General features: G+C 68.6%; 9 protein-coding genes and 5 pseudogenes. 7 read left to right on the top strand and 7 right to left on the bottom strand.

Annotation, left to right across the window (positions count from 1 at the left end; genetic code table 11):
- Positions 1-736: 736 nt before the first annotated feature.
- The 3 genes and pseudogenes from MBA17_RS07590 to MBA17_RS07575 form a co-directional block, all read right to left on the bottom strand.
- Complete coding sequence (locus MBA17_RS07590) at positions 737-1,393, bottom strand: acyl-homoserine-lactone synthase (protein ID WP_238495558.1); 657 nt, start codon at positions 1,391-1,393, stop codon at positions 737-739.
- 77 nt (positions 1,394-1,470) lie between these two features.
- A pseudogene (locus MBA17_RS07585) lies at positions 1,471-1,668 on the bottom strand (transposase); the annotation flags it as partial.
- Positions 1,669-1,957: 289 nt separating this feature from the next.
- Entirely contained in the window at positions 1,958-4,675 is a 2,718-nt protein-coding gene (locus tag MBA17_RS07575) for a YncE family protein (protein ID WP_238495557.1), read from the bottom strand.
- Here MBA17_RS07575 and MBA17_RS07570 point away from each other — a divergent pair.
- The 3 genes and pseudogenes from MBA17_RS07570 to MBA17_RS07560 all read left to right on the top strand — a co-directional run.
- Positions 4,646-5,199, top strand: a pseudogene (locus MBA17_RS07570) (IS5 family transposase); the annotation flags it as partial. The gene MBA17_RS07575 and the pseudogene MBA17_RS07570 overlap by 30 nt on opposite strands.
- 123 nt (positions 5,200-5,322) lie before the next feature.
- Positions 5,323-7,317, top strand: coding sequence for a PQQ-like beta-propeller repeat protein (locus MBA17_RS07565; protein WP_238495556.1), 1,995 nt, complete (start codon positions 5,323-5,325; stop codon positions 7,315-7,317).
- Positions 7,318-7,416: 99 nt separating this feature from the next.
- Positions 7,417-7,641: pseudogene (locus MBA17_RS07560) on the top strand (cysteine hydrolase family protein); the annotation flags it as partial.
- Positions 7,642-7,716: 75 nt separating this feature from the next.
- On the opposite strand, the pseudogene MBA17_RS07555 reads toward MBA17_RS07560, so the two are convergent.
- The 4 genes and pseudogenes from MBA17_RS07555 to MBA17_RS07535 all read right to left on the bottom strand — a co-directional run.
- A pseudogene (locus MBA17_RS07555) lies at positions 7,717-7,993 on the bottom strand (KH domain-containing protein); the annotation flags it as partial.
- 338 nt (positions 7,994-8,331) lie between these two features.
- Positions 8,332-9,105, bottom strand: a pseudogene (locus tag MBA17_RS07550) (transposase family protein).
- Positions 9,106-9,219: 114 nt separating this feature from the next.
- The gene (locus MBA17_RS07540) at positions 9,220-10,032 is read right to left on the bottom strand and encodes a class I SAM-dependent methyltransferase (protein WP_238495554.1); all 813 of its coding nucleotides are present in this window, start codon (positions 10,030-10,032) and stop codon (positions 9,220-9,222) included.
- A 691-nt stretch (positions 10,033-10,723) separates the two neighbouring features.
- Positions 10,724-10,951, bottom strand: coding sequence for an L-2-amino-thiazoline-4-carboxylic acid hydrolase (locus MBA17_RS07535; protein WP_238495553.1), 228 nt, complete (start codon positions 10,949-10,951; stop codon positions 10,724-10,726).
- A 238-nt stretch (positions 10,952-11,189) separates the two neighbouring features.
- Here MBA17_RS07535 and MBA17_RS07530 point away from each other — a divergent pair, with 238 nt between their 5' ends.
- From MBA17_RS07530 to MBA17_RS07515, 4 genes are all read left to right on the top strand, one after another.
- On the top strand, positions 11,190-11,441 hold the full coding sequence (locus MBA17_RS07530; protein ID WP_238495552.1) for a DNA-binding protein: 252 nt from the start codon (positions 11,190-11,192) through the stop codon (positions 11,439-11,441).
- 8 nt (positions 11,442-11,449) lie between these two features.
- Complete coding sequence (locus tag MBA17_RS07525) at positions 11,450-12,982, top strand: tyrosine-type recombinase/integrase (RefSeq protein ID WP_238495551.1); 1,533 nt, start codon at positions 11,450-11,452, stop codon at positions 12,980-12,982.
- Positions 12,983-12,997: 15 nt separating this feature from the next.
- Positions 12,998-13,498, top strand: a complete 501-nt coding sequence (locus MBA17_RS07520) for a hypothetical protein (protein WP_238495550.1) — start codon at positions 12,998-13,000, stop codon at positions 13,496-13,498.
- A gap of 297 nt (positions 13,499-13,795) precedes the next feature.
- Positions 13,796-16,249 (top strand): WD40 repeat domain-containing protein, encoded by a 2,454-nt coding sequence (locus MBA17_RS07515; RefSeq protein WP_238495549.1) that lies wholly within the window; start codon positions 13,796-13,798, stop codon positions 16,247-16,249.
- Positions 16,250-16,263 lie beyond the last annotated feature (14 nt).

The raw sequence follows: 16,263 nt of genomic DNA, 5'->3' as shown, positions 1-16,263 counted from the left end.
TGCGCCGCGAGAGTAGGGTCGCCTCGCCGATGGCCACATCGCCGTCCTGGCAATGGATGATGGTCCCTCTGATGGTGTGGGTCTCGGTCGTCTCCGGGACGGACTGTCACACACTCGCGTCCTAATGTGAAAGTCAGCTGGTTGATGGCCGTCTTGCCACCTCCCAAGCGCTCGGGGAGACAGACAACGGCCTTCCCGATTTGCCTTGGGAAGGCCGTTGTCTTTGGAAGGTCCGGACAATCGTCAGACAACGTGTGTCGGGGTCGCCCTGCGGGTGGGCGGTCAAAGGGGCGGTTCACTGACGTCGCCGCTGGTTGAGGAGCCGACTCAGGCGTGAGCGGTCGAGCTCGGCAAGTCGACTATTCGACTGCGGTCCGTGTCCCTCCGCCGTGACGAGTGATCCGGGGTCGGAGGCGTACCTTGACGGCGCTCTGGGTGAACGCGACTTCTGTAGCGGTGCCAGACCAGATATAGGCCTCTCCGGGGGTGAGCGCGGCCAGTTTCGCCGAGCTCAGTTCGGCTAGAGCCGTCTTCGCCTTCTGTAGATGCTTCAGCCAAGCCGGCGACGTGAACTTGTGCAGGATGACGTGGTTGGAGAGCTCGATCAGCGAGATCGGTACCGAGGGCGGGTCTTGGCTGGCGGGTAGCGATCAGGGGGCATCGGGCCACTCTGACGGCACCGGCTCTCGTCGTCACACCGCCACGCCGAACATGAACGATCTTCTCGAACACGCACTCAGCCCCGAGCGGCCAGACAACCGCCACGACAATCAGCCTCCATTTCCGGAACCGGAGGCGCGTTTTCCAGAAAATCCCTGGCCGATGTGATGTAGGCGGAGCAGAGAAGCTTGCCAAGGCGCGACGCTTTACCGTCGCCTAATCGCCGGGTAGGAACACCCATCGCGTTCACGCTGCGTTCCAGAGCTACGCCCGAAACCGCTACCACCGCTTCGCCGTGCTGATCGACCCAGCGGAACGCCCTCCAGAGCAGCGCACGGGCGAGGGGGCCGAGACCCGCCGCCAGGGAACGAGACGAGGCCCGCCCGGTGGCCAGGCGGCTCAGCTCCCAGATGGCCGGATCACGAGGAGCCCGGCCACCGCGCAACGTCTCGGAAAAGACCTCGGGGAGCATGTAACGGCCGTCGGTGGGCAGCAGCCGGCAGCACCCCGTGACCTCCTGGCAGTCCACCCGATAGCTGATCACGTAGACCGGATCGCAGTCATCGTAGAAATCGCGTTCCATGCCGTTAACGCTGTCGACGTCCCAGCGCAGGAGCTCGTAGAACACTTCGTGACGTAGGCGGAACATACCATTGAGCAGCCACGCCGGCAGTTCGCCCGCGCGGCCGACAACGATTCGCTGGGCGCACGTTTTCGGCGGTGGATCGTCCACGAGAACCCCTTGGGAAATGACCGGAGATTGCTTTTCTCCTTGTTCGTGGCATCCCGCTGCTCGGATTGGATGGGCTACACGGTCTGCCAGGGCGGCAGGTCGGTGGGCAGATATCGCCAGGGACAGCCCGAGCGCACCGCGTACAGGATGGCGTTGACGATCTCCCTGCGCGAATGCTTCTCCGGACGCCCGCCGGCGTTCGGCTCGGGCAGCAAGGGCTCGATCAGCTCCCACTGCGCGTCGGTCAGGTCCGAGGGGTAGCGATCAGGGGGTATCGGGCCACTCTGACGGCACCGGCTCTCGTCGTCACACCGCCACGCCGAACATGAACGATCTTCTCAAACACGCACTAAGGCCCGGGCCGGAGGGCGAGCGCCGGAGGCCGGGTCGGGCGGCCCGGGGGCGGCGTGGGGTCGGGCGGCGGGGTCTGGGGCCGGGTGGGGTCGGGGGTTTCCGGGTGGGGTTCCGGGGTGGCCAGCTGTCGGGTGACCACCACCCGATGACGGCCAGCGGGGCGGCGGCCAGCGGGTGATGGTCAGCGGGTGGCTGGTGTCGAGGTGGCGGCTAGCGGACTGCTGCGATGATCCGCCCCGCCTCCCGAGCCGTGATCAGGCCAGAAGCCGCCAGCTCCGCACTCTTCCTGGCCACATGGGTAACCAGCTGCCCACCGGAATACTTCTCGTCCTCGATGAGATCCTCGACCGTGCACCCATCGGCCCGGTACCGGTTGGCGACCCCGCTGTCCCGATCCTTGATCGTGACCGTCGGCGACAAGTCCGAACGCGGACAGGCATCGACAGGCGGCGTGTAACGCAGCAGCCGAGCACCACCCTGGATGGCACCGTCGGCGTCCTTCGTGCCACTGCGGAACCAGACGTTACCGGCCCCGTCCTGCGCACTCCGGTGAACGCCCGACTCCACCGCCACCGTGACCTCCTTCGACAGCGGGTCGATCCGCAGCAGCTTCCCGTCCAGCGCGGCGTAGACGTGCTCGTCCGCGTTGAGGTGCAGCTCGTCGGGCACGCTGCCCGAGCCGGTGCTCAGCTTCACCCGTCGTACCACCTCATCGGTGGCCGGGTCGGCGAGGAAGAGCGTGCCGTCGGCCAGGCCCCACAGCAGGCCGTCCGGCCCCTCAATCAGCGAGGTGATCGTCCGCGCGCCCGGGACGGGGGTGTACTCAGAGCGCTTGGCGCCGGTGGCCAGGTCGTAGGTGAACAGCTTAGCCTCGGTCGCCCTCGGTGTGGTGCCGCCGCCGCCGTTGATCGACGTGCCGCCCCACAGCGTGCCGCCCAGGACGACCAGGGACGTGACGCCCTGGTCGGTGACGGGCGCGCGCAGGACGGTGTGGGTGCGGGTGGTCTCGTCGTAGACGGTGAGCGCGCCGCCCCACAGGCCGTAGTCGGGGGTGCTGCCGATGTAGACCTTGCTGCCGGAGGAGGCGAACGCCACGGGGCGGTTCTGGCCGTCGCCGATCAGGCGGAACAGCTCGCGCGGGTTCGTGCCCGACACGAAGGGCTGCGCCGGGTCGTAGTGCATGATCGAGCCGTTGGGGTAGACGCCGAGGTAGAGCTTGCCGTCCTTCCAGAACCACCCGTCGGTCTGCCCGGTCCGGCCGAGCTGGGTGACCGTGCCGGTGGCCGGGTCCAGGACGGCGAGGTTGCCGTTGATGAACAGGTTGGTGTAGATCCTGCCGTCCGGCCCCGCCGTGATGTTGGCGATGTCGATGGGCTGGTGCGGGAAGGGCAGCTTGAAGCGCTCGGCGGCGCCGGTGGCCGGGTCGTAGGAGAAGGCGTCGCCGCCATAGTTGCCGATCGCGGCGTAGAGCTTGCCGTCGACGAAGCCCCAGCCGACCGCGGGGCCGCCCGCGTTCACCGGGCCGGGCACCGGCTCGGGCCGGTCGGCGGCCAGGTCGTAACGCCACAGCGCGCCGCTGGAAGTGAAGTAGACGTAGCCGCCGGCGGCGGTCTTGGTGGTGCCGCGCGAGTTCATGGTGAACCCGTCGGCCAGCACGGCCCCGGTGTCCGGGTCGAGCACGAGCGCCTGGTTCTTGCTGCGTTTGACGAAGAGCTTGCCGGCCACGAGGTTGATGTCGTAGGGGTAGCTGGCATCGCCGCGCAGGGCCTCGGGCCAGATGTCGCGCTTCTCGCCGGAGGCCAGGTCCAGCCTGATCAGGTGGCCAGCCGAGCCGATGGCCGCCCACAGCAGCTGCCGGTCGGTGTCGACGGCGACGTCCACGGTGTACTGCTGGCCGGGGAACATCGCGCCCAGGTCGCGGAAGCCGGCCGACGGCGAGTAGGAGAAGGCGTGCGCCCCGGGGTAGGTGCCGCCGTAGACGGTGCCGTCCGCCCCGGCCTGCAGGCCGTAGGCGTACGTCTCGCCGGGCACCACCTGGCCGAGGTCGGTCGCGACGTCGGCGCCGGGCTTGAAGGAGTAGAGGTGGCCGTTGGGATAGGTGCCAGCGTAGACGGTGCCGTCGGCGGTCTGGGTGATGCCCCAGCCGCCCGACGAGCCGGGCAGGGGCACGGTGTCACGCAGCTCGCGGGTCACCGGGTCCACCTCGGCCACGACGCCGGGGGTGCCCATCTGGATGGCGAAGACCGCGGGCCGGCCGTCCTGGCTGGTGCCGAAGTGGCCCTCGTGGACGGTGAGCGCGGCGGACTGGACGCCGAAGTCGGTGACGGTCCCCTGGACCGGCGAGGCGGCTAAGAAGGTGGACAGCACGACGGAGAGGATGCGCATAGCAAGGGAATAACGGGCCGGTCCGTAATTGTCAACGGTCCGGCCCGCCGTTCTACGAAATGCTCCTTCCCTCCACCGCGTCCAGCAGCAGCGGCGCGGGCCCGGCGTCGCCGCGTGCGCCGAAGCCGTACCGGTAACCGGCGCGCACGTCTGGGTCGGTGAGGTCGGGCAGGTGCTGCACGTGGCGGCGGTGACGAGCCGCCACCCCGAGCCGGTGTCGGCGTACATCGCGGCCCGGTTGCCCACCAGCGACAGCGCGAAGCGGCCGCCGTCGGGGATGCTCACGCCCTGCTTGACGCCGAACACCGCCAGCCCGCCCGGCACCTGCGGCCCGCGCACCTCGAACCCGGCGAACTTCTGGGTGTTGACGTAGAAGGCCACGACGTCGGTCTTGCCGTCCTTGACCAGGCCGGTGTAGACGGTGTCCATGTCGGTGGAGCCGCCCTGGAACTTCCTGATCGTGATGGCGGTGCTGAAGGCGGGGTTGCGCGGCGAGACGTCGGAGGAGACCGGCTGCACCAGCTCCTGTTCGCCGAGTTGCACGCCGCCGGCCAGCTCGACTGGTCCAAGGCGGTGATCGACAGCTCACATGTTCGGGCGCTCAAGGGCGGCCCAAAACCGGCCCGAGCCCGGTCGACCGCGCCAAACCGGGCTCGAAACACCACGTCATCACCGAAGGAGGAGGCATCCCCCTCGCCGTCTCCCTGACCGGCGGCCACCGCAACGACGTCACCCAGCTCATGCCCCTGATCAAGGCCATCCCGCCGGTACGCGGCCGCGTCGGCCGACCGCGTCAGCGGCCCGACTGCCTGTACGCCGACCGGGGCTATGACCACGACAAGTACCGCCGCCTGGTCTGGCGCACCGGCATCAAGCCCATCATCGCCCGGCGTGGCACCCCACATGGCTCCGGCCTGGGCGTTCATCGGTGGGTGGTCGAGAGGACGATCGCGCTCCTGCACTGGTTCCGCCGCCTGCGCATCCGCTGGGAGATCCGCGACGACATCCACGAAGCCTTCATGACTCTCGCCGCAGCGATCATCTGCTGGCGACGCCTCGTCCGCTGATCTTTCTGTTAGGACCCCTTAGAGGCATTGACATACTTTCGGTCCATACCGATATTCTCACGGGTGCCACAGATCTCCTGCCAACGGGCCTTTCGGTCCCGGCCGAAGATGGAGGACCCCGCTATGCTCACCCGCCGCAGCCTGTTAGCCGCCGCGATCCTGGCGCCGGGCGCCGCCCTCATCCCGACCCCGGCACGCGCCGTGTCCGTCACGCCGCTCGGCTCCCCGCTCCAGGACGTCACGCTGGTCGGCGGCGCCATGGCGCCCGGCCCGCACGGCAAAAAGGTCCTGTGGTCGGTCGCCACCGGCGAACCGGCCAAGCTCAACGCCGTGGACCCCGCCACCGCCAAGACGGTGCTCACCCAGCCGCTGACCGGGTCGCCGGGCGCGTACGCGGTCGTCGCCACCCGCGACGGCACCCTCTACGTCGGCACCTACGACACCGGCTCCCTCTACCGCCGCAAGCCGGGCCCGGACAGCACGCCGGAGAACCTCGGCCGCCCGCTCCCCTCCGAGCACTACATCTGGCGCCTGGCCATCGACGATGAGGACCGCCTCTACGGCGGCACCTATCCCGGCGGCCGCGTCTTCCGCTACGACCACCGCACCGGCCGGGTCCGTGACTACGGCCAGCTCCTGCCCGGCCTCCAGTACGTCCGCAGCATCGCCGTCTGGGGGTCCTACATCTACGCCGGGACCCTGCCGGACGCCCACGTCATCGCCATCCACAAGGACACCGGCGCCAAGCGCGAGCTCCCCCTCCCCGAGGGGCTCGGCGACGGGACCGGGCAACTCGTCAACGACCTCAACGCCTACGCCGGAAAGCTCTACGCCCGCTTCGGCACCGCGATCAACGGCAAGCTCGGCGTCTACGACATCTCGGCCGGCAAGTGGATCGACCTCATCGACGGCGTCGCCGGCCTCGACGTCTCCTCGCCCGGCCGGCGCGGCGAGGTCTACTTCACCCGGAACAACCGCCTCACCCGCTACCAGCCGCGTACCGGGGAACTCACCGCGGTCGGCCCCGACATCATGGGCCGGGTCGCCAACAACCGCGGCATCGGATGGGCCGACCTCGGCACGCGCGACTGGCCCGGCGAGACGGTCACCGGGCTCCTGTGGCGCGGCGCGCTCTTCCGGCACAACCCGATCACCGGCCGCGGCGAGCTCGTCCAGACCGACGTGCCCGGCGACCCGGTCCTCATCCTCACGCTGCACGCCGGTCAGAGCGGGACCGTGTACGCCGGCGGGTTCCTCAGCGGCTTCGCCGAGATCGATCCCGGCACCGGACAGGCGGACTATCACAGCTTCGGGCAGATCGAGAGCATCCGCGAGATCGGCGGCGCCGTCTGGATCGGCGGGTACCCGGACTCCCGGCTGTACCGCTACGACCCGTCCCTGCCCTGGTCGAGCCCCGAGTACGCGCCCGGCCCGCCGGGGACGGCCGACAACCCGGTGAAGATCACCGATCTGAAGGCGCAGCACCAGGTACGCATCCGCGCGATGACCGACGCGGGCACCGACCTGGCCTACGGCACCATGCCGGACGGGACCACGCTGAACGGCGCCCTCGTCATCGTCGACAAGACCACCCTGGCGGCAGCCGTCCACCTGCCGGTAGTCACCGACCAGTCCATCGTCAGCCTGGCCTACCAGGACGGCACGATCGTCGGCGGGACGTCGATTCACGGCGGCTACTCGACGCCCACGCCAACCCAGCCCGAGGCCCGCCTGTTCGGCTGGACCGTCTCGGCCGGCAAGACCTTCGAGATGACGCCGGTCCCCGGAGCCCCGGCCATCCCGGCGCTCCTCCAGGACTCCACCGGCCTGTTGTGGGGACTCGCCGACGGGCAGCTCTTCGCCTTCGACGTGGCCTCCCGGCAGGTGGTGCACCGCCTGCAGCTGGCCCCGGACACGGGTTCGACCGCGGGCGAGCTCGCCCGTCCGGCCGCGGACGGCCGGATCTACGCTCTGGTCCAGCGGCACCTGCTGTTCGTGATCGACCTGGCCGGCCGTACCGGCAAGCTGCTGCTCGACCGGCCGGCGCAGAACCTGGCGGTCCACCCCGACGGGCGGATCTTCCTGGCCGAGGACACCGTCCTGACGCGCGTCGAGTGACCACCACGATGTCGATCATGGACAAGCTGGACCCCCGGCGTACCGCGCTCATCCTCATCGACCTGATGACGCGCATCGTCGAGCAGCCCACGGCGCCGCATGCCGGTCCCGCCGTGGTGGCCCGCTCCCTCGACCTGGCCGAGGCGGTGCGCCTTCCACGACACCGGGCTGGAGAAGGCGTTGCGCTCGCGCGGCATCGACACTCTGATCATCACCGGGATCGCCACGAACTTCGGCGTCGAGCAGACGGCGCGGTTCGCCGACGAGTTCGGCTTCCAGGTCATCGTCCCTGAAGACGCGGTGACCGCGCTGGACGCGCGGGCCCACGAGTTCGCCTTCGACTACATCTTCCCGCGCATCGCCACCGTCTCCACGACCGCGGAGGTGGTGGCGGCTGACTCAGTCGTACAAGCCCAGCCGCCGCAGTTGCTTCGGGTCGCGTTGCCTATCCTTGGCCACGCTGATGCGCAGGTCCAGGTATACCCGTGTCCCCAGCAGCGCCTCGATCTGCTTGCGGGCCCGCGAGCCCACGTCGCGCAGCCGTTCCCCCTTGTGGCCGATCACGATCGCCTTCTGCGAGGGGCGCTCGACGAACATGTGGGCATAAATGTCCAGCAGGTCGTCTCGTCCCTCCCGGGGGAGCATCGTCGTCGACGACCACCGCGATCGAGTGCGGCGAATCCCCTGGTGGCAGGATCGCGGCGGAAGACTTCGACGTCGATGCCAAGGGCGGCGCCGCCCTCGATGACGGTGTTGCGGGCGAGGCGGCGGCAGCTTACGAGGGGCCGGCCATACCGAATTGAGCGCCTGGGCAACGGTCCGGCGGTGCACGCCGTACTTGCGCGCCAAGGCGCGGCCCGACAGGCCCAGCCGAGAATCACGCCGGATCGCCGCGAACAGTTCGATCTTGCCTTTGTCCGCCATGGATGCCCCTTCACCAACGGGAGCATCCGGACCCTCTCACTCACGGTAGGCGCTTGGTACCAGAACTCACTGACGTCTTCTCAACGGTGATCATTTCCAGATTCGGTTGAGGACGAGGGCGGCTCGGGCGATGTCGCCGATCCGGCTGGGGCTGATGGTGACGTGCTGCAGCGTGCGCCAGCGCTGCTTGAGCTCGGCGGCAGCGCGTTCTCCGAGCGCACGGATGCCCCTGATCAGGCTGTTCGTGGTTCGTGTGTCTGTATGCAGGGCCTGCTCGGATTGGCCCTCGGGCGGCGGACCGGGATGAGGATGCCGATCCCGGCGCCGATGTAGCCCTTGTCGGCCAGGGTCGGCAGCCCGTCGGCCGCGGCCTTGCGCAGCGCGGGACGTGCATGGATGCGGGCGGCCGTGATGTCGGGCGTGGAGCCGGGCGCGACATCGGAGACCCATAGCGGCGTGCCGTTCGGGGCTGAGAGGAACTGCACGTTGCCGCCGAACGCCTTGTGCTTCTGGCTGAACCACAGGTCGTTGCCGTTCTCGCGGACGCCGGCGAGGCGGTCCGATTCGATCAGCGTGCCGTCGAGGATCACGTGACTCATGCCCTCGCGTCGGCAGCGGTCCAGGACCTGGTGCCTTCGTGGAGGTAGCGGTAGCCGGTGGCCTGGGAGACGCCGGCGTCTCGGGCCAGGCAGTGCACGCAGCCGCGGTCGCGGAACCAGCGCAGGACCAGCACGGCTTGGCGAAACGGACCGAGCGCCCGGCTGCCGCGCGGAGTGCCGATCCGCCGCCGGTGCGCGGCCAGCAGACGGGACAGTAGTCCACGACATGGCGCGGGACATCGAGCGTGGCAACATAGGTGATCAACGTGTAGCCTCTGGTGGTTACGGACATGATCTTGTGGTGAGACCTGTCCTACCAGGGGCTTTACGTCTGTCCGAGCACGGGCCCGCATATCCGATCCGCGCTGGATCGAGTGGTTCAAGCCTTCTCGGCGCGGATCGAGTAGGTGAGGGGGATGCGCGGAGCGCCCTCAGGATGCCGGTAGACGTCGCCGTCGTGGCGCTCAAGCGACTGGCGTTGGAGGTAGAAGGTGTGGTCGTGCTCGTGGAGGAACTGGATCCGTAGCCCAGCTCCGGCGATCGCCGAGACAACGGTCGCAAGACTGTGCCGCCACTCGACGGTCTCGTCGTGCTCGGTCATTGCCGCCTCGTCGGCGTAGGTGCCGGGGCCTCCCGAGGCTTCCGGACCTCCATCGAAGTAGTCGTGCGTGACCGTGCTTGCGGTCTCGTCGTCGAGGACGAAGCTGAAGGGATGGAACTCCGCAAGATACAGGCACCCAGCGGGAGCGAGTAGTTCAGCGGCCACCGACGCCCAGCGGCTGATGTCGGGAAGCCAGTTCAGCGCCCCGAAGCTGGCGTAAACAATGTCGAAGGTCTCCCCCTCGACCGCCGAGACCGCGTCGTAGACGTCCGCGGTCAGGAAGCGTGCGTCGATGCCGAGTTCGGTCGCGAGTCGTGAAGCCGCTTTGATCGCGGGTGGAGAGAAGTCCAGCCCGGTGACCTGTGCTCCTCGTGTCGCCCACGACAGCGTGTCCCGACCGAAGTGGCACTGCAGATGGATCAGGCGCTTGCCCCTGACATCCCCAACCTCGGCCGTCTCGAAGTCCTTCAGCGAATCGGGCCGGGCGCGGAACTCCTCCATGTCGTAGAGGGCCGCGCCCAGATGAATGGGCACCCGCTCGTCCCAGTAAGCCTTGTTCAACTCCCGCCAGCGCCCTGCCAGGTCAGCCATGAATCCGGACGATACATGGAGGCGGACTGGCGTACTACGCTGCCGGACTCGCCAACCATTCGGTGGTCACCAGCAGCTCGAACGGCTCTCGACATCCAACTCCGGATGCGCGTGCGGGGACAGCTCCGCCAACGCACGGTTGATCTTCCGCGCCCGCTGCGCGGCATGCGCGGGCACTCGGCGAGCGACTGCCGCCGAGCTCAAGCAGCGATGACGCACCCCGCCGCACGTCACGCTCAGCCCCAGCCGCATCAGCGGCCTCTCCCACACCACCAGCGTTCTCAACGGAATCTGAAAGTGATCACCACTGAGAAAACCTCACTGACATCGCTTTCGTCCGATGGGTGCTGGCCCCCTCGCTGACCGTCTAGTGGAGTCAGTTCCCGCCTACAAAGTCACCTGAACCAGCGCGGGCGTTCGAGGGGCTGCTACTAGCTGGCCTGGAGTTCGCAAGGCGGTTTCAGGCCGGAACGCCCAAGACAATCTTCTTCTGTCTGCACCGAGTCGGCCCTTCATGGGTGGTTTATCGCGCTTGTCCGTGTATATGCACGATTCCAGCTGCTTCGACGCTGGGCAATCCGGACCCATCATATATCTGGGAGGCATCAAGTATCAGGTTGCAGGTGGTGGCTGTGCATCTGAAATATTTACCACCTCTCATTTATCGATCCTTGATCATCTGAGGGGGGCGTCAGCCCGCTTCTTGGTTCCGGCTGAAATGGAATGGGCAATGCGTGCCGCCCGTTCCGATGGTGGTGCGGCGATCGAAGCGGAAGCCGTGCCGTGCCTGCTTTGCGGCCTGAACGAGGGCAGGGTGTTGAACCGGGCCTCGTTCTTTCAGCTCCATGAAGCCCGCAAGGGCTGGGCGCGTGGTCTGCCCATCCACGCCATCGCCCACGAAGACCTGCTCATCTTCCACAAGCCGGCTTCATCTCCCATTCCCGGCGGCGGGTTCAGGGGTCGAGGGACGCCGTGACCCGCCGCATGGCCAGGCGTAACCAGCGGACTGGGCTTGACCACCCGCACCGAGGTAGGCGTCGATGCTGCCTGTCCCGCACCGCCCCAATGCAGCACGGCGATCCCGGCTGCAGCGCAGAGAGGGCGGCGTGGGGTGAGCCGACGACCGGCTGGCCTACTCGCACCCTGGAGGAGAGGTGATGAGGCCCGGTCTGACGTCGGCACAGATCCGAACGCTGCCAGCTGTGGTCGACCTGGTCACCGCGGGGCGGGCGCTCGGCCTGGGACGCACCAAGAGCTACCAGCTCGCCAAAGCCGGCAGCTTCCCCTGCCGGATCATCCGTGCGGGCAGGACCTATCTGGTGCCCACCGCCGAACTGCTCACCCTGCTCGGCCTGGATGACGACCACGGCGGCCTGACCTACGGTCCGCGCGGCCGTGCTGAGGAGTAGAAGCGACGATGGCGGAGGGCTACACCTTCAAACGCTGTTCGTGCCGGGACGAGGCAGGCAAGGAGCGCGGCCGTACCTGCCCGAAGCTGCGGCGGGCAGGCGGCGGCTGGAGTAACCGGCACGGCAGCTGGTACTACCAGATCGAGCTGCCGCCCACGGGTGAGGGCAAGCGGCGCGCGCCCTTGCGCAGAGGCGGATTCACCACCGTGCAAGACGCCGAAGCGGAACTGGGGCAGGCCCGGGAACTGCTGGCCATCGCCTACGAGGATGACCCGCAGGCCAGGATCGAGATAGCCGACCTGATCGTGGCCACGGTCAAGCAGACGCGGACATTGCCCGAGCCGGAGATCGTGCGGCGCAAGGTCCGCAAGGGGCAGGATCTGCAGGTCCAGATCACGGTGGGGGAGTGGCTGGAGGATTTCCTCAAACGGAAGAAGAAGATCGAGCCCACCACCCGGCGCAGCTACGAGAGCCACGTCCGGCTGTATCTGAAGCCCTACCTCGGGCGTATCCGGCTGGACCGGTTGCGGGTGGCCGACGTGGCCGACATGTTCGAGGCGATCGAGGAGTACAACGACGTCATCCGCGCAGCCCGCGCCAGCGGTGACCCGGAGCTGCGTGCCAGGGTGAAGTACCGGCGGGTGGTCGGGCCGTCCTCCAAGCACCGGATCCGCGCCACCCTGCGGCACGCGCTGAACATCGCGATCAAACAGGAGCGGTGGATCGACTTCAACCCGGCAGCGGTCATCGAACTGCCCGACAAGGGCAACGCCAAGCCGAAGGTGTGGACGGCCGAGCGAGTCAAGCAGTGGCAGGCTGACCACGCTGAACGCCTGGCTGGTGAACGTGAACGGCGGGCGGGTAGACGCGTCGGCGTGGTCGAGCTCTACATCGCGATTCCGCGTCCGTCGCCGGTGATGGTGTGGACACCCGCGCACACGAGCGTGTTCCTCGCCGAGGCCGCCAAGCATCGGCTGTTCGCGCTGTACCGGTTGATCGCCCTGCGCGGACTGCGCCGGGGCGAGGCGTGCGGACTGCGCTGGACGGAGGTCAACTTCGAGGCGGGCACAGTAGGAATCTGCTGGCAGATCACCCAACTCGGCTGGAACACCGTGGAGGGCACTCCCAAGACCGAGGCATCCGACCGAGTCATCGCCCTGGACGAAGAGACCCTGAAGATCCTCAAAGCCCATCGCATCAAGCAGGCCGCGGAACGGCTGGCCGCCGGTCCCGCCTGGGTGGACTCCGGGTTCGTCTTCACCAACCCCGACGGCTCCCGCCTGCACCCGCACCATGCGACCGACCAGTTCCAGTGGCTGGCCTACACCGCCGGACTACCCCCGATCCGGCTGCACGACCTACGCCACGGCGCCGCCTCCCTCATGCTCGCCGCCGGCTTGGACGTGAAGATCGTCCAAGAGACCCTCGGCCACACCTCCTCAACCTTCACACGCGATACGTACACCAGCGTCTACACCGAAGTAGCCAAAGCCGCCGCAGAACAAACCGCTTCCATGATCCACACCGCGCGTCTCGGTTGATATGGATACTCCGCTGTGACCAGCGGGGTATCCACCTACCCGTATCGAATGCCGGAAAGCCATCGTTTGGCGCTTGAAAGCGTCCGGGGCCCACGGCAAACCCTGCTGACGGATGCCGACCGCGTCCTGATCATCGTCAGCTATCTGCGCCAGGTCTGTCTTCAGAAAGTCCTGGTCGACCTGCTCAGCACCAACCGTTCACCATCGGCCGGGCCATTAGGGAACCCGGACTCTCATGGACGAGTTCGAACCTTGCCCGGCTGCTGGCCGTACCGCCTTGAGCTGGTGCGCTCGCTGAGGATTCAACCGGGCGGGTTCTGGATGGCGTCGACGGTGCCGGAGGCGGCGTATGAGGCACCGTCCGGGTCGGTCGAGCTGGCCACGGTGACCGGGGCATTGCTGGCCACCGATGGAGTGATTCGGCTGGTGGAGTGGTACGGCCAAAGCTGGGAGCAGATCGTGTCCGCAGCGGCCGCGGCGGGGTCAGGGGCGTTGATCGCTTTGGTGCGGCAGTAAGAGCGGCGCCAGGAGGCGCCGTACGGCAAAGCGCACGACGACGCCGCTGTGGCCTGGATGAGTTGGTGATCGATTGCCTACTGAACCGCGCCCACAAAAGGCATGGCGACCACGCGCGGGCAACCGGAGAGCGGGGGCGAGCAGCTCTCGTCCCCACCCCTAGGAGCTCGCCTGCTCCGCACCGTTCAACGGTGTGGCGCTCCCTAGGCCGTAGCGGTCGAATGATCGTCGGAGATATGTCGGTGTAGATCGAGCTCTGGTTTGGTGTGGCGGCTGGTGGGAGGGTGGTGGCCGGGGGTGGTTGCCGAGTCGGGGCGGCTGGAAGGGACGGGTTCCTGGTTGCGGGAGCGGCATCGTCGTATCGCGGTGGCGTTGCTGAACTCGGCCGGTCGGCAGGCGTCGCAGCCGCTGAATCCTTACCTGGTTGAGTATCTGGCGGAGCATGTGGCCGAGGGGGACGCGTGGCAGGATCTGGGCGCGCGCCCGGCTGTGCTGGACGCCATCGACCCCAGGTCGGTGGCGGGTGAGGCGTTTCGTACGGTGTTTGGGCGGGCGGATCTGCCGCCGTGGATCGCTGCGGTGATGGGGTCGCATCATCTGCTGGCGGTCACCTCGCCAGGCAGCCGGCGGTGTGTCCGCGAGTTCGCCGCTCTGCGCCACGTCGGCCAGGTTCCGCCGGAGGACGAGCCGGGGATGGCGGGGTGGCGGCTGCGCTGGGGGCGGCTACGCCGTGATCCGCTGCACCTGGTCCTGGCAGGCCACACCGGTTCGGTGAATGCGGTGGCGGTGGTGCCGCTCCCGGACGGGCGGACCCTGCTCGCCGCCGGCAGCGGCGGCGGCCAGGTGGTGCGGCTGTGGGACGCGACCACCGGCCGGTCGGCAGGCGGCCCGCTCACCGGCCAGCCCGGCTATGTGTCCGCGGTGGCGGCGGTGCCGCTGCCGGACGGGCGGGCCCTGCTCGCCACTGGCAGCAACGATGAGACGGTACGGCTGTGGGATCCCGTCAGCGGCCAGCCCGTCGGCAGTCCGCTCACAGGCCACACCAAGGCGGTGCACGCGCTGGCGGCGGTGTCGCTGCCGGATGGGCGGGCCTTGCTCGCCAGTGGCGGCCAGGACGGGACGGTGCGGCTGTGGGATCCCGTCAGCGGCCAGCCCGTCGGCAGTCCGCTCACAGGCCACACCAAGGCGGTGCACGCGCTGGCGGCGGTGTCGCTGCCGGATGGGCGGGCCTTGCTCGCCAGTGGCGGCCGGGACGGGACGGTGCGGTTGTGGGACCCGGCCACCGGCCAGCTCGCCGGTGACCCGCTCACCGACCACGTCGGCCTGGTGCGCACGGTGGCGGCGGTGCCGCTTCCGGACGGGCGCTCCTTGCTCGCCACCGGTGGCAACGATGGAACGGTGCGGTTGTGGGACCCGGCCACCGGCCAGCCCGCCGGTGACCCGCTCACCGACCACACCGGTCCGGTTGTTGCGGTGGCGGCGGTACCACAGCCGGATGGGCGGACCATACTCGCCACCGGCAGTAAGGACGGGACAGTGTGGCTGTGGGATCTGGTCGCCGACCAGCCCGTCGGTCTGCTTACCGGCCACATCGGCGAGGTGCGCGCGGTGGCGGCGGTGCCGCTTCCGGACGGGCGCTCCTTGCTCGCCACCGGTGGCAATGATGGAACGGTGCGGTTGTGGGACCCGGCCACCAGTCAGCCCATCGGCGGTTCGCTCTCCAGTCACGCCGACATGGTGCGTGCGGTGGCTGCAGTGCCGCTGAATGACGGGCGGGTCCTGCTCGCCACCGATGGTAAGGACTGGGTGATGCGGTTGTGGGACCCGGTCACCGACTACATCGGTCCAGTGCTCGCGGTGGCGGCGGTGCCGCTGCCGGACGGGCGGAGCCTACTCGCCACCGGCAGCATCGATGGGACGGTGCAGCTATGGGACCCCGCCACCGGCCAGCCCGTCGGCGGCCCGTTCACCAACCGCACCGGTCCAGTGCTCGCGGTGGCGGCGGTGCCGCTGCGGGACGGGCGGACCCTGCTCGCCAGTGGCGGCCATGACGGGACGGTGCGGTTGTGGGATCCGGTCACCGGCCGCCCCTTCGGCGGCCCACTCACCGGCCACACCAGGGAAGTGCTCGCGGTGGCGGCGGTGCCGCTGCCGGACGGGCGGACCCTGCTCGCCACCGCCAGCCAGGACGGGACGGTGCGGCTATGGGATCCGGTCACCAGCCGCCTCGCCGGTGGCCCGCTCACCGAAGCCGTTTACACGGTGGCGGCGGTGTCGCTACCGGATGGGCGGATCTTGCTTGCCACCGGTGGTAGGGACTGGGGGGTGCGGTTGTGGAACCCGGTCACCGGCTGCCTCGCTCAGGGCCCACTCTCCGGCCACATCGGCGAGGTGCTCGCGGTGGCGGCGGTGCCGCTGCCGGACGGGCGGACCCTGCTCGCCACCGCCAGCCAGGACGGGACGGCGTGGCTATGGGATCCGGTCACCGGCCGCCCCGCCTGTAACCCACTCACCGGCCACGCCGGCATGGTGCGCGCGGTGGCCGCGGTGCCACTGGGCAACGGGAGGACCCTAATTGCCACCTGCGGCGGCGACAGGGTGGTGCGGCTGTGGGATCCGGTTACTGGTCAGGCCGTCGCGTGTCTGAGTACGGGGTTCGATTGCTGGGCGATGACGGTAGTGGAAGGCGCTCTGGTCATGGCTGGTACAGAGATGGCGGTTCTGGTGTGGTCGGACGGCCCGGTGGTGTAACCCCAGGGATCGTT

Source organism: Dolomitihabitans soli (assembly GCF_022213955.1).
In the GTDB taxonomy this organism is placed as follows: domain Bacteria; phylum Actinomycetota; class Actinomycetes; order Streptosporangiales; family Streptosporangiaceae; genus Streptosporangium_A; species Streptosporangium_A soli.
The sequence above is the reverse complement of the archived record's forward strand: the minus strand, read 5'-3'. Positions and strand labels throughout refer to the sequence as shown.